The organism is Fictibacillus enclensis, assembly GCF_030123385.1.
In the GTDB taxonomy this organism is placed as follows: Bacteria; Bacillota; Bacilli; order Bacillales; family Fictibacillaceae; genus Fictibacillus_C; species Fictibacillus_C enclensis.
Genome location: NZ_CP126109.1, coordinates 2,254,938 through 2,270,100, shown reverse-complemented (window position 1 = coordinate 2,270,100; position 15,163 = coordinate 2,254,938). Strand labels below are relative to the sequence as shown.

The following is a 15,163-nucleotide window of genomic DNA, read 5'->3' as shown; positions in this document are numbered from 1 at the left end:
AAGCACAATGCCCTTCATTAGTTTCCCTTAAAGTATTCCCTTCATACAAATAAAAAAGCCCGCATTATAACTTTTGTTATAATACAGGCAATATCACTTACGCCAGTGCGGGAAGGTCACAGTAAAAGATGTCTTCGGTTTCATCATAATCCAGCTTCATTTCCTCAAGAATCCATTCATCATCCGGTCTAAAAAAAAACGTCAGTCCGCTCACTTCATGGATTTGATCACCATCACCAGGCATTGCGGGAATTACGCCTACAGAGTATCCGCCATGGCTAGTGCTTCCTGCATACCTTGCGAAAAGCCGAATGGCTTCACCTTCGTTCAAATCAATTTCACGATACAATTTTACAACAGAATCCGTTATTGAAAAAGCCACTTTGATCTCCCCTTCCAGAGTTGTTATAGTACAGTATATAGGAAATTCAGAATTTTGCAACAAGAAAAAAGCCTGATTTCATTTGAAATCAGGCTTCCTTTTAATGCTTTATATTTTTTTGGCTTTTTTTGCTTTCTTTCAGCTTCTCCGGTGTCACATCATTGCCTTCAGGGTCAATGATGGTCAATGAATGCAATCTATTTTGAAAAGAAGTTCTGACATTCTTCAGATATTCTTCTCGTAATTCTTTTTGCTCTGCAGCTTCTTCAGTGGATAAACCTTCTTGTTTCGACTTCTTTGCAAGAAAGTTGAGCCGTTCCAATTTGTCTGGTGTAAGCATGAACACCTCTCCTTTTATATTCGATATGCCTATCATAAACGAATATCAGGTAGGGTTTCCAGTCACAGCACTTTCTATATACTCTTTATACCGCCGGTGAACCGTTGCTTTCGATGCTTCATATCCAAATCCCCGGAGGGTTCCTGCAATCTCAGCGAACGTAAGATCCATCCTGCGAAGACGAATGATTTCTTCAATCGGCAATTCTTTGCGCTCCCTGCCGCCATTGTGGATATTCTTTAAATTTTTCTGCGGCTTGTACCCTTTTTGAACTGCTTTTTTCATTCCACGTTTAATTTTCAAATTATGGAGCTTTCTTTGGTACTCCTCTACCACCGCCACAATTTCAAGCACCATCGATTCTGCCTCGGAAAGATGATACTCTCCCTGGCTGCTGAAGGTATACACTTTAATTTCACGTTTCAGCAGTTCATGAAGCAGTACAATTTTGGCATTCCCCCTGCCCAGCCGGGTATCATCTGATACCAAAAGAACTTCAAATTCACCGCTCTGGGCCATTTCAATGATGCACAGCAAGCCTTCTCGTTCGAGGCTGTACCCGCTTTCCCGTTCCTTGATGACAGAAACGATCGTAAAATCATGCTCTTTAGCCAATCTTGTTAATTCTTCTTCCTGCCGGGAAAGAGAAGCGGCCTGCTCCTCCTTCTCTGTGCTTACCCTGCAATAAATAATGGCGTTCAAGTAACATCACCTGTCTTTTTCTGCTTTGATTGGAATGATGAGCTTCTGGCCCGGTGTAATGGCCCCTGCCTGTATTCCGTTGTTCTTCTCCACCCAGTCTACAAATGCCCAATTGCTTTTATGGTCCTTAGTATATTCTTCTGCAATTTTCCAGAGTGAATCTCCCTTATTAACTGTTATCTCCATATATTCCTTCGAGCCTTCAACATGTGTCTGGTGGGCAAACATAAAAAACCCTGCTGCAACAATAGATATTAGCATAACTACCGGTGAAAATCCCTTCATTTCCTATCACCCCTGCGAATGTTTGTTCTTATTTGTTCTCATTATAATGGGAACAGCTGTTCTTTTCAAGGGTTTTTTTCGAACTTATGTTTGTATATCTTGCTTTTAAATGCTATACTTTTTTCAAGAGTATTCAGTGAATGAGGTGCGAATATAATGACAAAGTTATCCAGAAGACAGATTGATATCCTGGAATTTATTAAAGAGGAAGTTAATGCAAAGGGATACCCTCCTTCCGTTCGGGAAATCGGGGAAGCCGTCGGGCTGGCGTCCAGCTCTACCGTTCATGGCCATCTTTCTCGTCTGGAGAAAAAAGGGCTGATTCGCCGTGACCCTACCAAACCAAGGGCCATTGAAGTATTGGGGCTTGAATCCGACCAGATCATCACAAAATCACGATCCGTCAATGTGCCGATCATCGGTAAGGTTACTGCTGGATCTCCGATTACTGCCATTGAAAATGTGGATGAGTACTTCTCTCTTCCAGAGCATGTAGTAGGAGACGATAATGTTTTTATGTTAACTGTAGAAGGAGACAGTATGATTGAAGCAGGCATTTACGACCGGGACTTGGTTGTCGTAAAGCAGCAGCCTACAGCGGAAAATGGTGATATCATCGTAGCGATGACAGACGAGAATGAAGCAACCGTCAAACGGTTCTTTAAAGAGAAAGACCATATCCGTCTGCAGCCTGAAAATTCTTCGTTATCACCCATCCTTCTTCCAAACGTGACCATCCTCGGAAAAGTAATTGGTGTGTACCGCACCTTACATTAAAAATAAGCAAACAGCGGCCCGGCATAACTGCCGGGCCGCTGTTTTTAGGATTAAAAATGAAAATTGGTGCCATCTGTTGTGGCTTTAATAACTCCGCTTCGAATGACAAAGTCTCCAAAGTGTTCGCCTTCAAGACGCTCTTTCGCATATTTCGGGAAAAGAACTTTTAATTCCTTTAGTATTTCTTCCTCCCCTATGTTCTCGCGGTACATTTTGCTCAAACGGCTGCCATCAAAAGCCGCACCCAAATACATATTGTATTTGCCCGGTGCCTTGCCGATAAAGCCAATTTCACCGAGTGCATGCCGTGCACATCCATTAGGGCAGCCGGTCATCCGAACGGTTATTTCCTTGTTGCGCAACCCGTTTTCATCCGCAATCTGATCAATTTTGTCCATCAGCACCGGCAGATAGCGCTCCGCTTCAGCCATAGCAAGGCCGCACGTCGGAAGTGCTACACAAGCCATAGAATTTCGGCGGATAGCAGAAACGTTCTGGCTGTTGAGCATTCCATATTGATCGAGAAGATTCGTGATCTCCTGCTTCTTTTCCTCGGACACATTAGCAATGATCAAGTTCTGGTTCGCAGTTAAACGGAACTCCCCAGTGTGAACCTTGGCTATTTCACGCAGGCCGGTCATCAGCTTGTAGTTTTCAAAGTCTGTAATACGACCACCTTCAACAAACAGCGTAAAATGCCATTGATCTTGAAGACCCTGAACCCAGCCATATCTGTCTCCATTATCCTCAAAGGAAAAGTCTCTAGCTTCGGGCAGGCTCCAACCGAGTCGGTTTTCCAATTCTTCTTTTACGGTTTCAACCCCCAGGCGGTCAACTGTATATTTAAAACGGGCGTTTTTTCGCTTGGAACGGTTTCCGTAGTCTCGTTGAATGGTAATGGTTTTTTCCGCCACCTCAAGAATCTGGTCAGGCGTGCAAAAACCAATCACTTTGGACAGCTGCGGGTAGGTTTCCTTATCTCCGTGGCTCATACCCATGCCGCCGCCAATTGCAATATTAAAACCAGTCAACTTACCATCTTCAATAACCGCAATGAATCCGAGATCCTGTGAAAAGACATCAATATCATTTGATGGAGGAACAGCAATGCCGATTTTAAATTTACGCGGCAGGTAAAGCGGCCCGTACATCGGTTCCACTTCATCTGCATCCGGTGTGCCTGCCACCTTTTCTTCGTCCAGCCAGATTTCGTGGTACGCTCTAGTTCTTGGCAAGAGGTATTCGCTCAGTTTCTTGGACCATTCGTATACTTCTGAATGAATTTCGGATTGGTAAGGGTTTGAAATGCACATCACATTCCGGTTTACGTCTCCGCATGCGGCAATCGTATCCATAAGTGAAGCATGGATGGCCTGGATCGTACTTTTCATGTTCCACTTCAAAATGCCATGCATCTGGAAGGTCTGCCTTGTGGTCAATTTCAGTGTTCCATTTCCATACTGATTTCCCAGCTGGTCCATGGTGAGCCATTGTGATGGTGTGGCAACACCACCCGGGAGTCTCACGCGCAGCATGAATTGATAAGCAGGCTCAAGCTTTTGTTTCTGCCGCTCAGTGCGAAGATCACGGTCATCCTGAAGATAGCTGCCGTGATGCTTCATGAGACGGTTGTCATCGTCCGGGATACCTGAACTGATCCTGTCAAGCATCACTTCCTTCAGCGTACCCCTCAAATAATTACTTTCTTCTTTTATACGTTCAACATCACTCGGCTTGCCGTCAGGGGCTTTTAATTTAGGATTTGACATCTTTAAAACTCCTTTCTGTTCCCGCTTAATACACATCACGCTGATATCGTTTTTCCTGCTGCATACGGGCCACATAGTCTTCAGCTTGTTCGCGTGTCATGTTTCCTTCTTTCTCAATGATGTCGATCAATGTTTCATGTACATCATGGGCCATGTTTTTCTCATCTCCACAAATATAGAGAACCGCTCCATCTTCAAGCCACTGGAAGAATTCCTTGCTCTGTTCAAGCATGCGGTGCTGAACGTATACCTTTTCCTCAGTATCACGGGAGAAGGCCACATCCATCTTCGTCAAAACACCGCCTTTAAGCCATTTTTGCCATTCTGTCTGATAGAGAAAATCGGTGACGAAATGCTGATCGCCAAAGAACATCCAGGATTCCCCCTCTGCTCCCCGCTCCTCACGCTCTTGCATAAAGGCTCTAAATGGTGCCACCCCAGTTCCGGGGCCAACCATAATGATCGGTGTTTCGCCATTTTCAGGCAACTTGAAATTCTGGTTATGCTGGATGTAAACCGGAAGCGTGTGACCAGGCTCCAGCCGCTCCGCACAAAGAATGGAGCATACACCGTTCCGGTTTCGTCCAAACGATTCATACCTTAAAGCGCCAATGGTAAGATGAACTTCATCCGGATTGGCTTCAAGGCTTGAGGCAATGGAATACAAACGGGCAGGCATCTTTCTCAGCATGCTGACAAAGTCCTGCGGTGAAGCTGCCCACGGACCAAAGTCCTGAATCAGATCCAGCAGATCGCGGCCGGAAAGGTAGTTTTTCAATTCTTCTTCATGTCCAGCCGACAACATTTCATGAAGTTTTTCATTTTCGGTAAATTGCGCTGCCTGCTGAAGAAGCGGCTTGGTGAGAACCGTAATTTCAAAATTGGTAATCAGCGCCTGTTTCAAAGGTGCTACATCGCCCTGCTTGTTTACAGTAACGATTTCTTCTGGATTCCATTTGAGCTCATCCAGAAGCATATCGACCAAAACGGCGTCGTTCTCCGGATAAATGCCCAGGCTGTCTCCCGGTTCATAGGATAAATTGGAGCCTTCAAGAGAGATTTCGAGATGCCGTGTTTCTTTATTCGATCCACGGCCATTCAAGTTGATGTTTTCAAGTACCTCAGCTTGAAATGGATTGGTTCGAGAGTATTGCGATTCCCCGGAGGTTGCAGGAACATTCGCTGATGAAACACTGCTGACCGCTTCGTCCTGTGTATCATTTAATGATTCCACCACGTTCGAAATCCACTCAGCCGCCGGCTCATCATAATCAAGGTCACAATCCACACGAGGCGTCAGGCGAGTTCCGCCAAGATCTTCGAGCACTTTATCGAACTCTTTTCCTGTCTGGCAGAAAAACTCGTAAGAGCTGTCGCCAAGAGACAATACGGAAAAATGAAGGTCTTCAAGCTTTGGAGCACGTTTGCCATGGACAAATTCATGAAAAGAAATTGCATTGTCCGGAGGATCTCCTTCTCCATGGGTACTGACGATGATTAAAAGGTTTTTAAGCTTTTTCAATTGATTGGGTTTAAAATCACTCATGGATGAAACAGTCACATCATACCCTTTTTCCTTCAAGGTTTTGCTGCTGCTTTCAGCAATACCTTGGGCATTTCCGGTCTGTGATCCGTAAAGAATGGTAATTTCTTTTGATACCGGTTGAGATACTGGTGCAGGAACCGCTTGCAAAGTTTCGCCGCTTGCTGAAGGCATCGCCTGGGATGCAGCAAGAAAGCCGGATAGCCATACTTTTTGAGCTTCTGTCAGGTTCGGCAAAAGCTGGTTAAGCAGCTCTGCCTGCTCCTGGGTAAATGGACTGTTTGTTGCCAGAAGTTGCAATGATAACACCTCACATTTAAATTTCCCGTCATTTTATGAATTAAGGTTTCACCCTACTAAGACTAAATTAAATCGATCTATTAAGTCGGTTTTAATCTTAAAAATAGTCAGAACCCTTAAAAAAATTTACAGTATCTACTTTACCGCAGACCATAACATTAGTAAAATACATATTAATTATTATTACTATTAAAAATCCTAATCGATGAGGACGTTTTTCATTATGTATTATGATGCCTTAAAAACATTTGTTACCCTGGCAGAAGTAAAAAACTTTACGAAGACCGCCGAACGGCTCAGGATGTCACAACCGAGCGTCAGCCTGCACATTAAAAACCTGGAAAAGGAATTTCGAACCCAGCTGTTCATCCGGTCTCCGAAGTTTCTTCAGATCACGCCAACCGGTGAACTTTTATACGACCGTGCAAAACAGATTTTGACCATTTATGAACAAGCGAGGCAGCAAATCCTTGAGCACCACACAACCATAAAGGGAGAACTGAAGATTGGAGCCAGTTTTACCATTGGTGAATATATTCTCCCTGCGCTCTTGTATCAGCTGCAAAAAAACCACGCTGAGCTGGAGCTTCAGGTGCTGATCGGGAACACGGAAGAAATTGTGTCCTCTGTCCGAAACTATAAGGTGGATTTCGGATTAATCGAAGGACAGACGAATGAAAAAGAAGTTTCCGTCCACCCTTTCATGAAGGACGAACTCTTTATCGTTTCCTCTCCAATTCACCCGCTTGCCTCCAAAGAAAGTGTCACCATGGATGATCTGCAAAACCAGGCATGGGTATCTAGGGAAGCGGGTTCGGGGACACGCGATTATTTAAATCATGTGATCCGCTCCAACGGTTTGAAGACAAAATCGCTTCTTACAATCAGCTCCAATCAAGGCATTAAAGAGTCAGTGATCCACGGCCTTGGGCTTTCTCTTCTATCAAAAAGTGTGATTGAGAGGGACCTGCAATCTGGCAATCTATCCATCATCAAAATTGACCAGCACTCCTTTCACCGTAAGCTTTCCTATATTTTTGCCCCGCTGGCCCAAGAAAACAGAAACGTCTCCGCTTTTTTGCAGGTCATTCATCAAGCGTACCCTTCTGCAATTTAATAGAAGATACACGAAAAAGACACAGCGTAATCTGTGTCTTTTTTTACAGTAATAACACTTGACTATCCTTTCATTTAAGTTTAGAGACCGCGTTGTTTAATTTAAATCTATTGCAATTCTAACCTGAATGTCAGAGAATAAGATTATATTTTACATACTTAAATGTTTTTCTAAAATGGGAGAGAGCGCTCTATGAAAAAAACGTCTCCATGGTTAAATGCATTTTTTATTGCTGTTCTGGTCATGACCTGGGGGGTCACATGGCCGATTTCAAAGGTCGCTTTGAATGACTGTCCTCCCATCCTTTTATCCGGCTTTCGCTCGCTCGGTGCAGGCATTTTGCTGTTTCTTTTTTCTTTGAATCGTTTGGACAAGCTGCACTTTAGTGAAAAGTGGAAAATGTACTTTATTTCTGGTCTGTTTAACTCTGTGCTTTTTTATGGTCTTCAAACGATTGGCCTTCTTTTCGTTCCTGCGGGACTGTTCAGTGTGATCGTCTACCTGCAACCTGTACTGATCGGCATTATCGCCTGGCTTTGGATCGGGGAAGCGATGACCGCCCTCAAGTTAACCGGGCTGTTGCTCGGCTTTGCAGGTGTAGCAACAATCAGTCTTGGAGGTCTGTCTTCTCATATATCCTCCATCGGAATTGTATTGGGAATTCTCACTGCCTTAAGCTGGGCGGTTGGCACGGTTTATATGAAGAGAATCAGTGTGAAGGTCGATGGCATCTGGCTGATCACCATCCAAAGCATCTTTGGCGGTTTGATCATGACGGGAGTTGGAAGCGGATATGAAGGCTTCTCTAGCATCGTCTGGAGCACACCATTGCTGCTGACGCTATTGTTTCTGGCATTATTTTCAGTCGCCATCGCGTGGCTCATTTATTACCACTTGATCTCTAATGGAAATGCCAGCAAGATCGCCTCCTTTAATTTTCTCGTTCCCTTGATTTCCATTTTGATTGGTATTTTGTTTTTGGATGAACCCTTTACCTATTACCTGCTGGCTGGCCTGTTTCTTATCATTGCAAGCATCTATCTAGTAAATCGTAAATCCATCATGGTCACAAAGAGAGCAAGAGCAAACCTTCATGCTCATAAATAGGAAAAAGGTGATTCCTACACAGAAAGGAATCACCCTTTTTCTAACCCACTACCCATTTTTGGTATATGAGCAACTTGTCCCTTTCAAAATCCCTACTACCTGCATTTACCAGAGTAGGAGCTGGTTTTCAATGGGTAAAAGGAAGAAAATGAAAAGATCTTCCTCTTCCTCTCACTTAAAACATGCTCCATTTTAAAATCTAACGATAACCTTTACAAGGTTGATGGTACTTCCATCCTTTGCCCTTAAGCTATAGACTTACAAAACACCTGTGTCTGCAGTTGGTACAGCAGAGTTAACGTAAACTGTTAAACATCATGATATTTATGTAAAATGTTCGTTTAACCATAACGTCGATGCGGCAATAAATTTTTCGGCAGCCGGTGGAAGACTTTTAAAGGATAAGGAACCAATCCCAATCGAGGAAATGGCACGATCTTCTGAGAGAGGTATTTTTTTTACACCTTCTGGAAGGTGATGCAAAGCGATCTCCGGAAGGATGGCAACACCAAGTGAATGTTTCACCATTGCGATCACAGCCTGTTCATCATCTAATTGAAACGAAATTTCAGGGAAAAGTTTATTTGTTTTAAACAGGTTGCGGATGGTTTTAAGAGTAGAATTTTGGAGAACCAGCTTCTCTTCTATGAGTGCATTTGGCTTAATAGATTTTTCAGCTCCAAGATGATGGGTTTCCGGAACAACACAGTATAACGGCTCTTTTTTTAAATGGAAAATCTCCAAATCCGCTGCAGGCAGCATCAAAAAACCAAAATCTATGATCCCCTGAGAAATCCATCGAGAAATTTCCTCCTGTTTCCCTTCCGCAATGTCTACTTTGATATGAGGATATTGATCGGTAAACTTTTTTATTATTCCAGGAAGCCATACGGCAGAAACAGATGAAAATGTACCAATCCTCACCGTCCCAATTTCAAGTCCTTTTATTTCCCCGGCCTCCTGAAGCATTTTTTCATTTAATTGCAGAATCTCCCTGATATACTCCAGCATGCGCTCACCGTTTACGGTTAGCCTGATGCCTGCTTTGTTTCGGGTTAACAAGGAAAACCCCAAATCCTTTTCCAGGCTGGAAATGGCATGACTTACCCCGGATTGGGAGATATTTAACGATTCACTTGCTTTTGTTAAGCTGCCTAGTTCGATTACTGTTTGAAAGATCTCGTATTTTGCTATCGACAAATTAATCCCTCTTTATATTAGTTATTCTCATAATATAACACATTAAATGAATTATTTTCATCAAACTTCGACAAAAAAGACTGCAGACCGCAGTCTCATTATTATCGCAATGTTTCTTGAATGGTTTCTTTCCACCTTGTAAGTACCGCCGACGGATCCTTTAAAGAGATTTGTATTCCCGAAGTGATGTCTGCATATTTCGCCTGATCCTCTTTATAAAACTCTAGCTTGCCTGAAAAACGCTCCAGCGGATGCTTTGTGCCTTCGAGTATACCCAATGGGGATAATGCAAGGCGGGTATAATGAACCCTACCCTTATAGACCACTACTAATGTAGCCTTTCTCGTTCTGATGCAATTTTTGGTTGTCGTGGTTCCTGGCCATAGTGCCAGTCGCAAATTTTCTTTGTCGAGGGCAACAACCTCTCCTGCACTGACCATCGCATTATGCGGCCAGCCATCCTCCGTTACTGTCATTAAAAGCATCGCCTCATGCTGTTTATTCTCTAGATTCTCTCCATTCAGTAGTTCAAACAATTCATCCGATAGTTCCAAAGGTCTGCACGTCCTTTCAAAAAAATCAATAGATTTAAGGATAGGGCTAGTCTGAAAACAGACTAGCCCTGCTGGTTTACTACATTTATTATTTTATATACTTTGCCGGAAGAGCAGGCACATTTTCTGCAAATGGAATGTCAGCCGGGTTCACCTTAAACGCACGATTATATTTTTCAGGATTCGTGATGGTTTCAGGCTCAATGGAACGCCATGTAAAAATACAAACCGGACACATATAAACCTCCCATGCACCTTCCACCGGTGACTTTGATACAACTTCGGCTTTCTTTGATTCACATCGCGGACAAGTATGCATATCCAACACTCCTTTTATCGTAATAATTCCCGTAAACGTTGTTCCCACTTCTCAACATTAAGCGGAGAATCAAGTGGCTGTGAGTAGTGGCCTCTTGTTTCAGGCGCCACTGGCGTAGTGGCATCGAGGACCATCTTGTGAGTGATCCCTGAAGGTGATGAACCTGGATCCAGAGCAAGGACGGAAAGGTCTGGAATGATTACCGCATCGTGTTTTGGATGCATCTTGGTCGAAAGGGCCCACATGACCTGAGGAAGGTTAAACGGATCTACATCCTCATCAACAACAATCACCAGTTTACAATACCCCAAGCCGTGCGGCGTGGTTAAGGCGCGCATTCCCACTGCCTTCGCAAACCCGCCGTAGCGGCGTTTGGTGGAAATAATCGCGACCAGTCCATGAGTGTACATGGCATTTACCGCCTGGATTTCATTAGGAAATGCTTCTTTTAATTGCTGGTATAAAGGCACGCTTGTATTAATACCAATCATATAATCTGTTTCTGTCCAAGGCATTCCAATATAAAGGTGTTCAAATATCGGATTCTGACGGTGATAAACACGGTTAATCTTTATAACCGGCATGCTTCTTCCTCCTGAATAGTGGCCGGTGAATTCACCAAACGGCCCTTCAAATTCACGGACACCTGCCAAAAGCTCTCCTTCAAGAACAACCTCTGCTCCCCAAGGAATATCGAGATCTGAATCTCTCGCTTTTACAATACGGTATGGCTCTCCCTGAATCGCACCGGCCATCTCGTATTCAGATTGATCGTAATGTAACGGCGTAGCCGCTGCTGTTGTAATGGCGGGTTCGTTGCCAAGCGCAATCACAACAGGCAGGTTTTCACCGCGTTCTTCAGCCTGGCGCAGGTGAATGGCAATATCATGCTGAGGAACCGGCTGGATTCCCAATCGGTCTTTCCCTTTAACCTGCATGCGGTAAATACCTACATTTTGCTTTCCGAAGTGCTCCGGATCATCAAGGTCACGTGAGATTACACACGCTTTATCAATATAAAACCCTCCGTCTCCCTGGTTTAAACGGAACAACGGCAAAATATCAAAAAGGTTAATGTTTTCTGTAATTTCGACTTCATGAAATGGTGCGGTTTCCTCTCGCTGAGCAGGCATTGGAAACTGATCATAACGACGGGCAAATTCAAAGAATTGATCTTTTAACGGTGTATTTTTAGGCAAACTCATCATCAGGGCATGGTTTGGCCAAGAGCCCATTACATTCATGGCTACTTTAGCATCGTTATAGCCATAAATGTTGTCAAACAGCATAGCCGGAGTTTCTGCGCCAAGCTTGCTCATCGCTTTGGTTGCTGCAGCAATATCCGGTTCAGGCTTCACTTCATCATTGATGGTAAGAAGCTGCCCTTCTTTTTCTAATGTCGCAAGAAAATCACGAAAATCTTTATAGGCCATTATTAGTCCTCCTGTTTCTTAGGTTTCATACCTTCCCAGCGTTTTGTTTCAGATAAATGAATATCGAACTGGTCCAACGCCCGAAAAGCAATATGATCTACCATATCTCCAAGATCTTGTGGATGATTGTAGAATGCAGGCATGGGTGGAAAAATGATTGTGCCCATGCGGGAAAGTTCCAGCATATTTTCAAGATGAATGGTATTCAACGGAGTCTCCCTAGTCATTAAAAGAAGTTTTTTTCTTTCTTTCATCATGACATCCGCTGCACGTGTCAGTAGATTATCCGCAAGCCCCATGCGAATCGAAGCCAGTGATTTCATACTGCATGGTGCCACAATCATGCCATCAACCCGGAAGGAGCCGCTGGAAATCCTGGCTGCCTGATCTTTGTAGGAATAGCTGAAATCAGCCATTGCTTCTACTTCCTTCACGGTATAGGATGTTTCAAAAGGAATGTTAGCTGTTGCCCACGGGGACATCACCAGGTGGGTTTCTACATTCGCCTGCTTAAACAGCTGAAGAATGCGAATGCCAAAAACGACGCCCGTCGAACCAGTAATACCAACTATAATTCTCATTTGTTCCCACCTTTCTCGCTCTTAACGTATCGCGTGTTCTACAGAAATAAGTATACTCTCCCCATTTTAATAAAAAAAATATATATATTTTATGCAATGCATATGTTTTACTTATGGATGTGGAATACTAAAGTTAGAATTCCATTGTTCAAAAATAAGAATCCGGGGTACTTCAGGACTCCTATTTCTGGTGATCGCAAATTAAATGGCGTCTGCTCAATCTGAATATGATAAATGCATTTTAGCCCGCAATGATAAAGTTAAAGGAGAACTTATGGATATTCGTCAGCTCCGCTATTTTCAAACCATCATAGAAGAAAAACAGATAACAAAAGCTGCTAGGATCCTGCATATTGCCCAACCGGCATTAAGTCTGCAGCTCAAACAGTTGGAGGAAGAGCTCGGGGTACCCTTAATTATTCGAGAAGGAAAACAGTGGCAAGTAACAGAAGCCGGACAGAAACTTTATGAGCGGTCCAAACAGCTGCTTCAGTCGATCGATTCCATTAAAGGAGAATTATCGGAAATAAAAGAAGGCATTACAGGCACGGTCACCATTGGCACTTCAACCATTTGTGTTTCACACCTTGCCCCCCATTTAACTCAGTTTCATAATGAATTTCCGAAAGTGTATGTGAAGATTTTCAATGGCGATACTTATTATCTCGAAGAACTTCTGCAGCAGAATATGATTGATATTGCGCTCCTTTTACTTCCAGTCGAAGGACGCGATTATGAAATCGTTCCGCTGGAGGAAGACCCGTTTGTAGCGGTTATCCCAAGACAATGGGAGAATCTCTTTCCTAAAGACTCTATCAGCCTGAAAGATGTAGCCCAACAGGATCTCCTCTTGGGAAAAAGAAGATCCGGAATAGGAATTTACGAAAATATTCTCTCCCATTTTCATCACTATGATCTTCAACCTCAGGTGGTTTTGGACGGACCGGATATCACGACCATCCTGACCTTTGTGGCCACCGGCATGGGGATGACCATCATTCCCCGCTCAGAAATCCATCAGGCATATGATGGAAAATTCAAGGTGCTCACCATTGAAGAACCTTTTCTGCAGGCAAAGCCGGCGATTGTCTGGATGAAGGACAAATACATGTCAAAGGCAGCCAGGAAGCTGATTGAGTATCTGGTACCCGAAAGATCAAAAATAGACCAAAACAGAAAAAACCCCTGATACCAAAGGCATCAGGAGTTTTCGGATTTTAATACATGCTCATGTATTGTTCGCGTTCCCAAGGGTGAACTTGTGTACGGAACATATACTGCGTGTTTTTCTATGCTTGATGATGACTAAAACCCGCATGAAATCAGCACTATTGCAAAGTAAGCACATATTTAAATACATTAAAGTTGAAGTTCAGGTGGTCAAAAAGTGGTCAGTTTGGTGGTCAATTTTTCGCTCTTTAATTCCGCGATAGCTCCACGCATACTATAGAAAAGGTTACCTTTAGGAGTCTTCGTGTACTCCCCATTTACAAAAACGAGCTGTACACCCCGTTTTTCAATTTCATCAGTAATGATCAGCTGATTCATCAACTTTCTGGATAGTCTGTCTGGATCTAAACATATGACTTTAGTGTTCAGCCCATCTTTAACATCATTGCGTAATTTAGTCAGTGCATGACGATTAAGTATTTCCCCTGGAACTCCTCAATGTACATACTCCATCATTTTATCCGTCTTTGCTTTCTTCCGACATTCCTTGATCTGATCTTCCAAGCTGAAGCCTTTCTTTGCCTACTCCTCCGTGCTCACCCTTGCAGATCGCGATCATTGAGCTTCTCCCTTCTGTACTTATCTTTAAGATAAGAGTAGCAAGAAAACCTTATTTTATCAGTAGAAGTTCCTTCAATGATTTTGATATGCACCTTGCATCACCTCAATTAAAGGTATGCAGTTATGGCTTGGGCACTTTTATGTAGTCTGTAGGACAAAACTTACAAAAAATCGGCACATCAAAAGAGGCGCATAAAAATTTGGTAGTTAAGTATAACGCCTGCGATTAACAAGCAAATATGTTATGTAATTAACTTTCTTTCGAGTCTAGTAGCTTTTTTGGGGATATTGATAATGTCCCAAGTAGTAATAATACCAAGTAATTTTTCATTTGATTTTCCACTGTGTGTAATTAGTATGGCGTCCAATCTTGTTCCCTGTTTTATTGATTCTTTAAATTTCTCCTCAGCAATATAAATAGATTCATTTCTACCTATAAACTGATAATTACCTACTTCTCCTATATGGGGCAAGATATCATATAATCGGGTATCTGAAAATTGGATTATATCTTCGTCTACATGCTTTGCCATCCAGTTGGTGATACCATGTTCTGTTATCAACCCTCTAAAAGTATTACCTTCATAAATTGGAAACTGGGAAAATTCTTTCTCACGTATCACAGACAACATATCTGCAAGAGAGTTAGCAGCTCCAAATATCGTAACTTCAGTTTGGAAGAATGGTATAACTGTGTTAGGTTTAGACAACTCTGATTCAATCGATTGAATATTTTCAACTGCCCAATCATTAGGTTCCGCTATTACGAAAGCTGGGTTTACTAATTCATGTACTATCGCATTTCGTAAGTCAGCAAATTCGAGAAGTATATCTTTGTACCGACGAACTACTGCATCTTGCTTTTGAGCTATTTTTATTTTTTGAGAAAATGCAGTGTTTCCATTTCCAGTTGTGAAATTGCCCAGAATTTTATCAATTTTATTAAAGGATGAAAGAAACTTG

The 15,163-nt window shown here is 42.8% G+C and carries 17 protein-coding genes; 4 read left to right on the top strand and 13 right to left on the bottom strand.

The genetic code is table 11. The features are described from left to right. Positions 1 to 97: 97 nt before the first annotated feature. The 4 genes from QNH15_RS12030 to yneA all read right to left on the bottom strand — a co-directional run bounded on the left by QNH15_RS12030 (position 98) and on the right by yneA (position 1,709). Positions 98 to 382: a HesB/YadR/YfhF family protein gene (locus QNH15_RS12030; RefSeq protein ID WP_283894916.1), complete on the bottom strand. Its 285-nt coding sequence runs from the start codon at positions 380 to 382 to the stop codon at positions 98 to 100. Positions 383 to 482: 100 nt separating this feature from the next. Beyond that, positions 483 to 722: a DUF896 domain-containing protein gene (locus tag QNH15_RS12025; protein WP_129475816.1), complete on the bottom strand. Its 240-nt coding sequence runs from the start codon at positions 720 to 722 to the stop codon at positions 483 to 485. Between the two features lie 45 nt (positions 723 to 767). Next, positions 768 to 1,424, bottom strand: coding sequence for a YneB family resolvase-like protein (locus QNH15_RS12020; RefSeq protein ID WP_283894912.1), 657 nt, complete (start codon positions 1,422 to 1,424; stop codon positions 768 to 770). 6 nt (positions 1,425 to 1,430) lie between these two features. Beyond that, complete coding sequence (gene yneA / locus QNH15_RS12015; RefSeq protein WP_283894910.1) at positions 1,431 to 1,709, bottom strand: cell division suppressor protein YneA; 279 nt, start codon at positions 1,707 to 1,709, stop codon at positions 1,431 to 1,433. Positions 1,710 to 1,865: 156 nt separating this feature from the next. On the opposite strand from yneA, the gene lexA reads away from it, so the two are divergent. Next, positions 1,866 to 2,486, top strand: a complete 621-nt coding sequence (lexA, locus tag QNH15_RS12010; RefSeq protein WP_061969754.1) for a transcriptional repressor LexA — start codon at positions 1,866 to 1,868, stop codon at positions 2,484 to 2,486. 50 nt (positions 2,487 to 2,536) lie between these two features. On the opposite strand, the gene cysI is transcribed toward lexA, so the two are convergent. Then, positions 2,537 to 4,255, bottom strand: coding sequence for an assimilatory sulfite reductase (NADPH) hemoprotein subunit (cysI, locus tag QNH15_RS12005; RefSeq protein ID WP_283894906.1), 1,719 nt, complete (start codon positions 4,253 to 4,255; stop codon positions 2,537 to 2,539). Positions 4,256 to 4,280: 25 nt separating this feature from the next. Continuing rightward, positions 4,281 to 6,098 carry an assimilatory sulfite reductase (NADPH) flavoprotein subunit gene (locus tag QNH15_RS12000; RefSeq protein WP_283894904.1) on the bottom strand — a complete coding sequence of 606 codons (1,818 nt, stop codon included), beginning with the start codon at positions 6,096 to 6,098 and terminating at the stop codon, positions 4,281 to 4,283. 223 nt (positions 6,099 to 6,321) lie between these two features. On the opposite strand from QNH15_RS12000, the gene QNH15_RS11995 reads away from it, so the two are divergent. Then, positions 6,322 to 7,215 (top strand): LysR family transcriptional regulator, encoded by an 894-nt coding sequence (locus QNH15_RS11995; protein ID WP_283894903.1) that lies wholly within the window; start codon positions 6,322 to 6,324, stop codon positions 7,213 to 7,215. A 192-nt stretch (positions 7,216 to 7,407) separates the two neighbouring features. Then, positions 7,408 to 8,322 (top strand): DMT family transporter, encoded by a 915-nt coding sequence (locus QNH15_RS11990; protein WP_283894902.1) that lies wholly within the window; start codon positions 7,408 to 7,410, stop codon positions 8,320 to 8,322. A gap of 324 nt (positions 8,323 to 8,646) precedes the next feature. On the opposite strand, the gene QNH15_RS11985 is transcribed toward QNH15_RS11990, so the two are convergent. The 5 genes from QNH15_RS11985 to QNH15_RS11965 all read right to left on the bottom strand — a co-directional run bounded on the left by QNH15_RS11985 (position 8,647) and on the right by QNH15_RS11965 (position 12,409). Further along, positions 8,647 to 9,522 carry a LysR family transcriptional regulator gene (locus QNH15_RS11985; RefSeq protein ID WP_283894901.1) on the bottom strand — a complete coding sequence of 292 codons (876 nt, stop codon included), beginning with the start codon at positions 9,520 to 9,522 and terminating at the stop codon, positions 8,647 to 8,649. Between the two features lie 101 nt (positions 9,523 to 9,623). Next, positions 9,624 to 10,076 (bottom strand): pyridoxamine 5'-phosphate oxidase family protein, encoded by a 453-nt coding sequence (locus QNH15_RS11980; protein WP_283894900.1) that lies wholly within the window; start codon positions 10,074 to 10,076, stop codon positions 9,624 to 9,626. Positions 10,077 to 10,164: 88 nt separating this feature from the next. Continuing rightward, on the bottom strand, positions 10,165 to 10,395 hold the full coding sequence (locus QNH15_RS11975) for a non-oxidative hydroxyarylic acid decarboxylases subunit D (RefSeq protein WP_061969738.1): 231 nt from the start codon (positions 10,393 to 10,395) through the stop codon (positions 10,165 to 10,167). Positions 10,396 to 10,409: 14 nt separating this feature from the next. Then, positions 10,410 to 11,828, bottom strand: a complete 1,419-nt coding sequence (locus QNH15_RS11970) for a non-oxidative hydroxyarylic acid decarboxylases subunit C (protein ID WP_283894899.1) — start codon at positions 11,826 to 11,828, stop codon at positions 10,410 to 10,412. A gap of 2 nt (positions 11,829 to 11,830) precedes the next feature. Next, positions 11,831 to 12,409 carry a UbiX family flavin prenyltransferase gene (locus tag QNH15_RS11965; protein WP_283894898.1) on the bottom strand — a complete coding sequence of 193 codons (579 nt, stop codon included), beginning with the start codon at positions 12,407 to 12,409 and terminating at the stop codon, positions 11,831 to 11,833. Positions 12,410 to 12,683: 274 nt separating this feature from the next. On the opposite strand from QNH15_RS11965, the gene QNH15_RS11960 reads away from it, so the two are divergent. Next, positions 12,684 to 13,598, top strand: a complete 915-nt coding sequence (locus tag QNH15_RS11960; RefSeq protein ID WP_283894897.1) for a LysR family transcriptional regulator — start codon at positions 12,684 to 12,686, stop codon at positions 13,596 to 13,598. Positions 13,599 to 13,789: 191 nt separating this feature from the next. Here QNH15_RS11960 and QNH15_RS11955 read toward each other — a convergent pair whose 3' ends face one another. Further along, positions 13,790 to 14,059 carry a recombinase family protein gene (locus tag QNH15_RS11955; RefSeq protein ID WP_283895541.1) on the bottom strand — a complete coding sequence of 90 codons (270 nt, stop codon included), beginning with the start codon at positions 14,057 to 14,059 and terminating at the stop codon, positions 13,790 to 13,792. Between the two features lie 383 nt (positions 14,060 to 14,442). Continuing rightward, positions 14,443 to 14,910: a hypothetical protein gene (locus tag QNH15_RS11950; RefSeq protein WP_283894896.1), complete on the bottom strand. Its 468-nt coding sequence runs from the start codon at positions 14,908 to 14,910 to the stop codon at positions 14,443 to 14,445. Positions 14,911 to 15,163: the final 253 nt, after the last annotated feature.

Excerpts from the sequence above, each read along its gene's own strand:
- QNH15_RS11975 (WP_061969738.1), bottom strand. The coding sequence starts at position 10,395 with ATGCATACTTGTCCGCGATGTGAATCAAAGAAAGCCGAAGTTGTATCA.
- yneA (WP_283894910.1), bottom strand. The coding sequence starts at position 1,709 with ATGAAGGGATTTTCACCGGTAGTTATGCTAATATCTATTGTTGCAGCA.
- lexA (WP_061969754.1), top strand. The coding sequence starts at position 1,866 with ATGACAAAGTTATCCAGAAGACAGATTGATATCCTGGAATTTATTAAA.
- QNH15_RS11965 (WP_283894898.1), bottom strand. The coding sequence starts at position 12,409 with ATGAGAATTATAGTTGGTATTACTGGTTCGACGGGCGTCGTTTTTGGC.
- QNH15_RS11970 (WP_283894899.1), bottom strand. The coding sequence starts at position 11,828 with ATGGCCTATAAAGATTTTCGTGATTTTCTTGCGACATTAGAAAAAGAA.
- cysI (WP_283894906.1), bottom strand. The coding sequence starts at position 4,255 with ATGTCAAATCCTAAATTAAAAGCCCCTGACGGCAAGCCGAGTGATGTT.
- QNH15_RS11960 (WP_283894897.1), top strand. The coding sequence starts at position 12,684 with ATGGATATTCGTCAGCTCCGCTATTTTCAAACCATCATAGAAGAAAAA.
- QNH15_RS11990 (WP_283894902.1), top strand. The coding sequence starts at position 7,408 with ATGAAAAAAACGTCTCCATGGTTAAATGCATTTTTTATTGCTGTTCTG.
- QNH15_RS12025 (WP_129475816.1), bottom strand. The coding sequence starts at position 722 with ATGCTTACACCAGACAAATTGGAACGGCTCAACTTTCTTGCAAAGAAG.
- QNH15_RS11995 (WP_283894903.1), top strand. The coding sequence starts at position 6,322 with ATGTATTATGATGCCTTAAAAACATTTGTTACCCTGGCAGAAGTAAAA.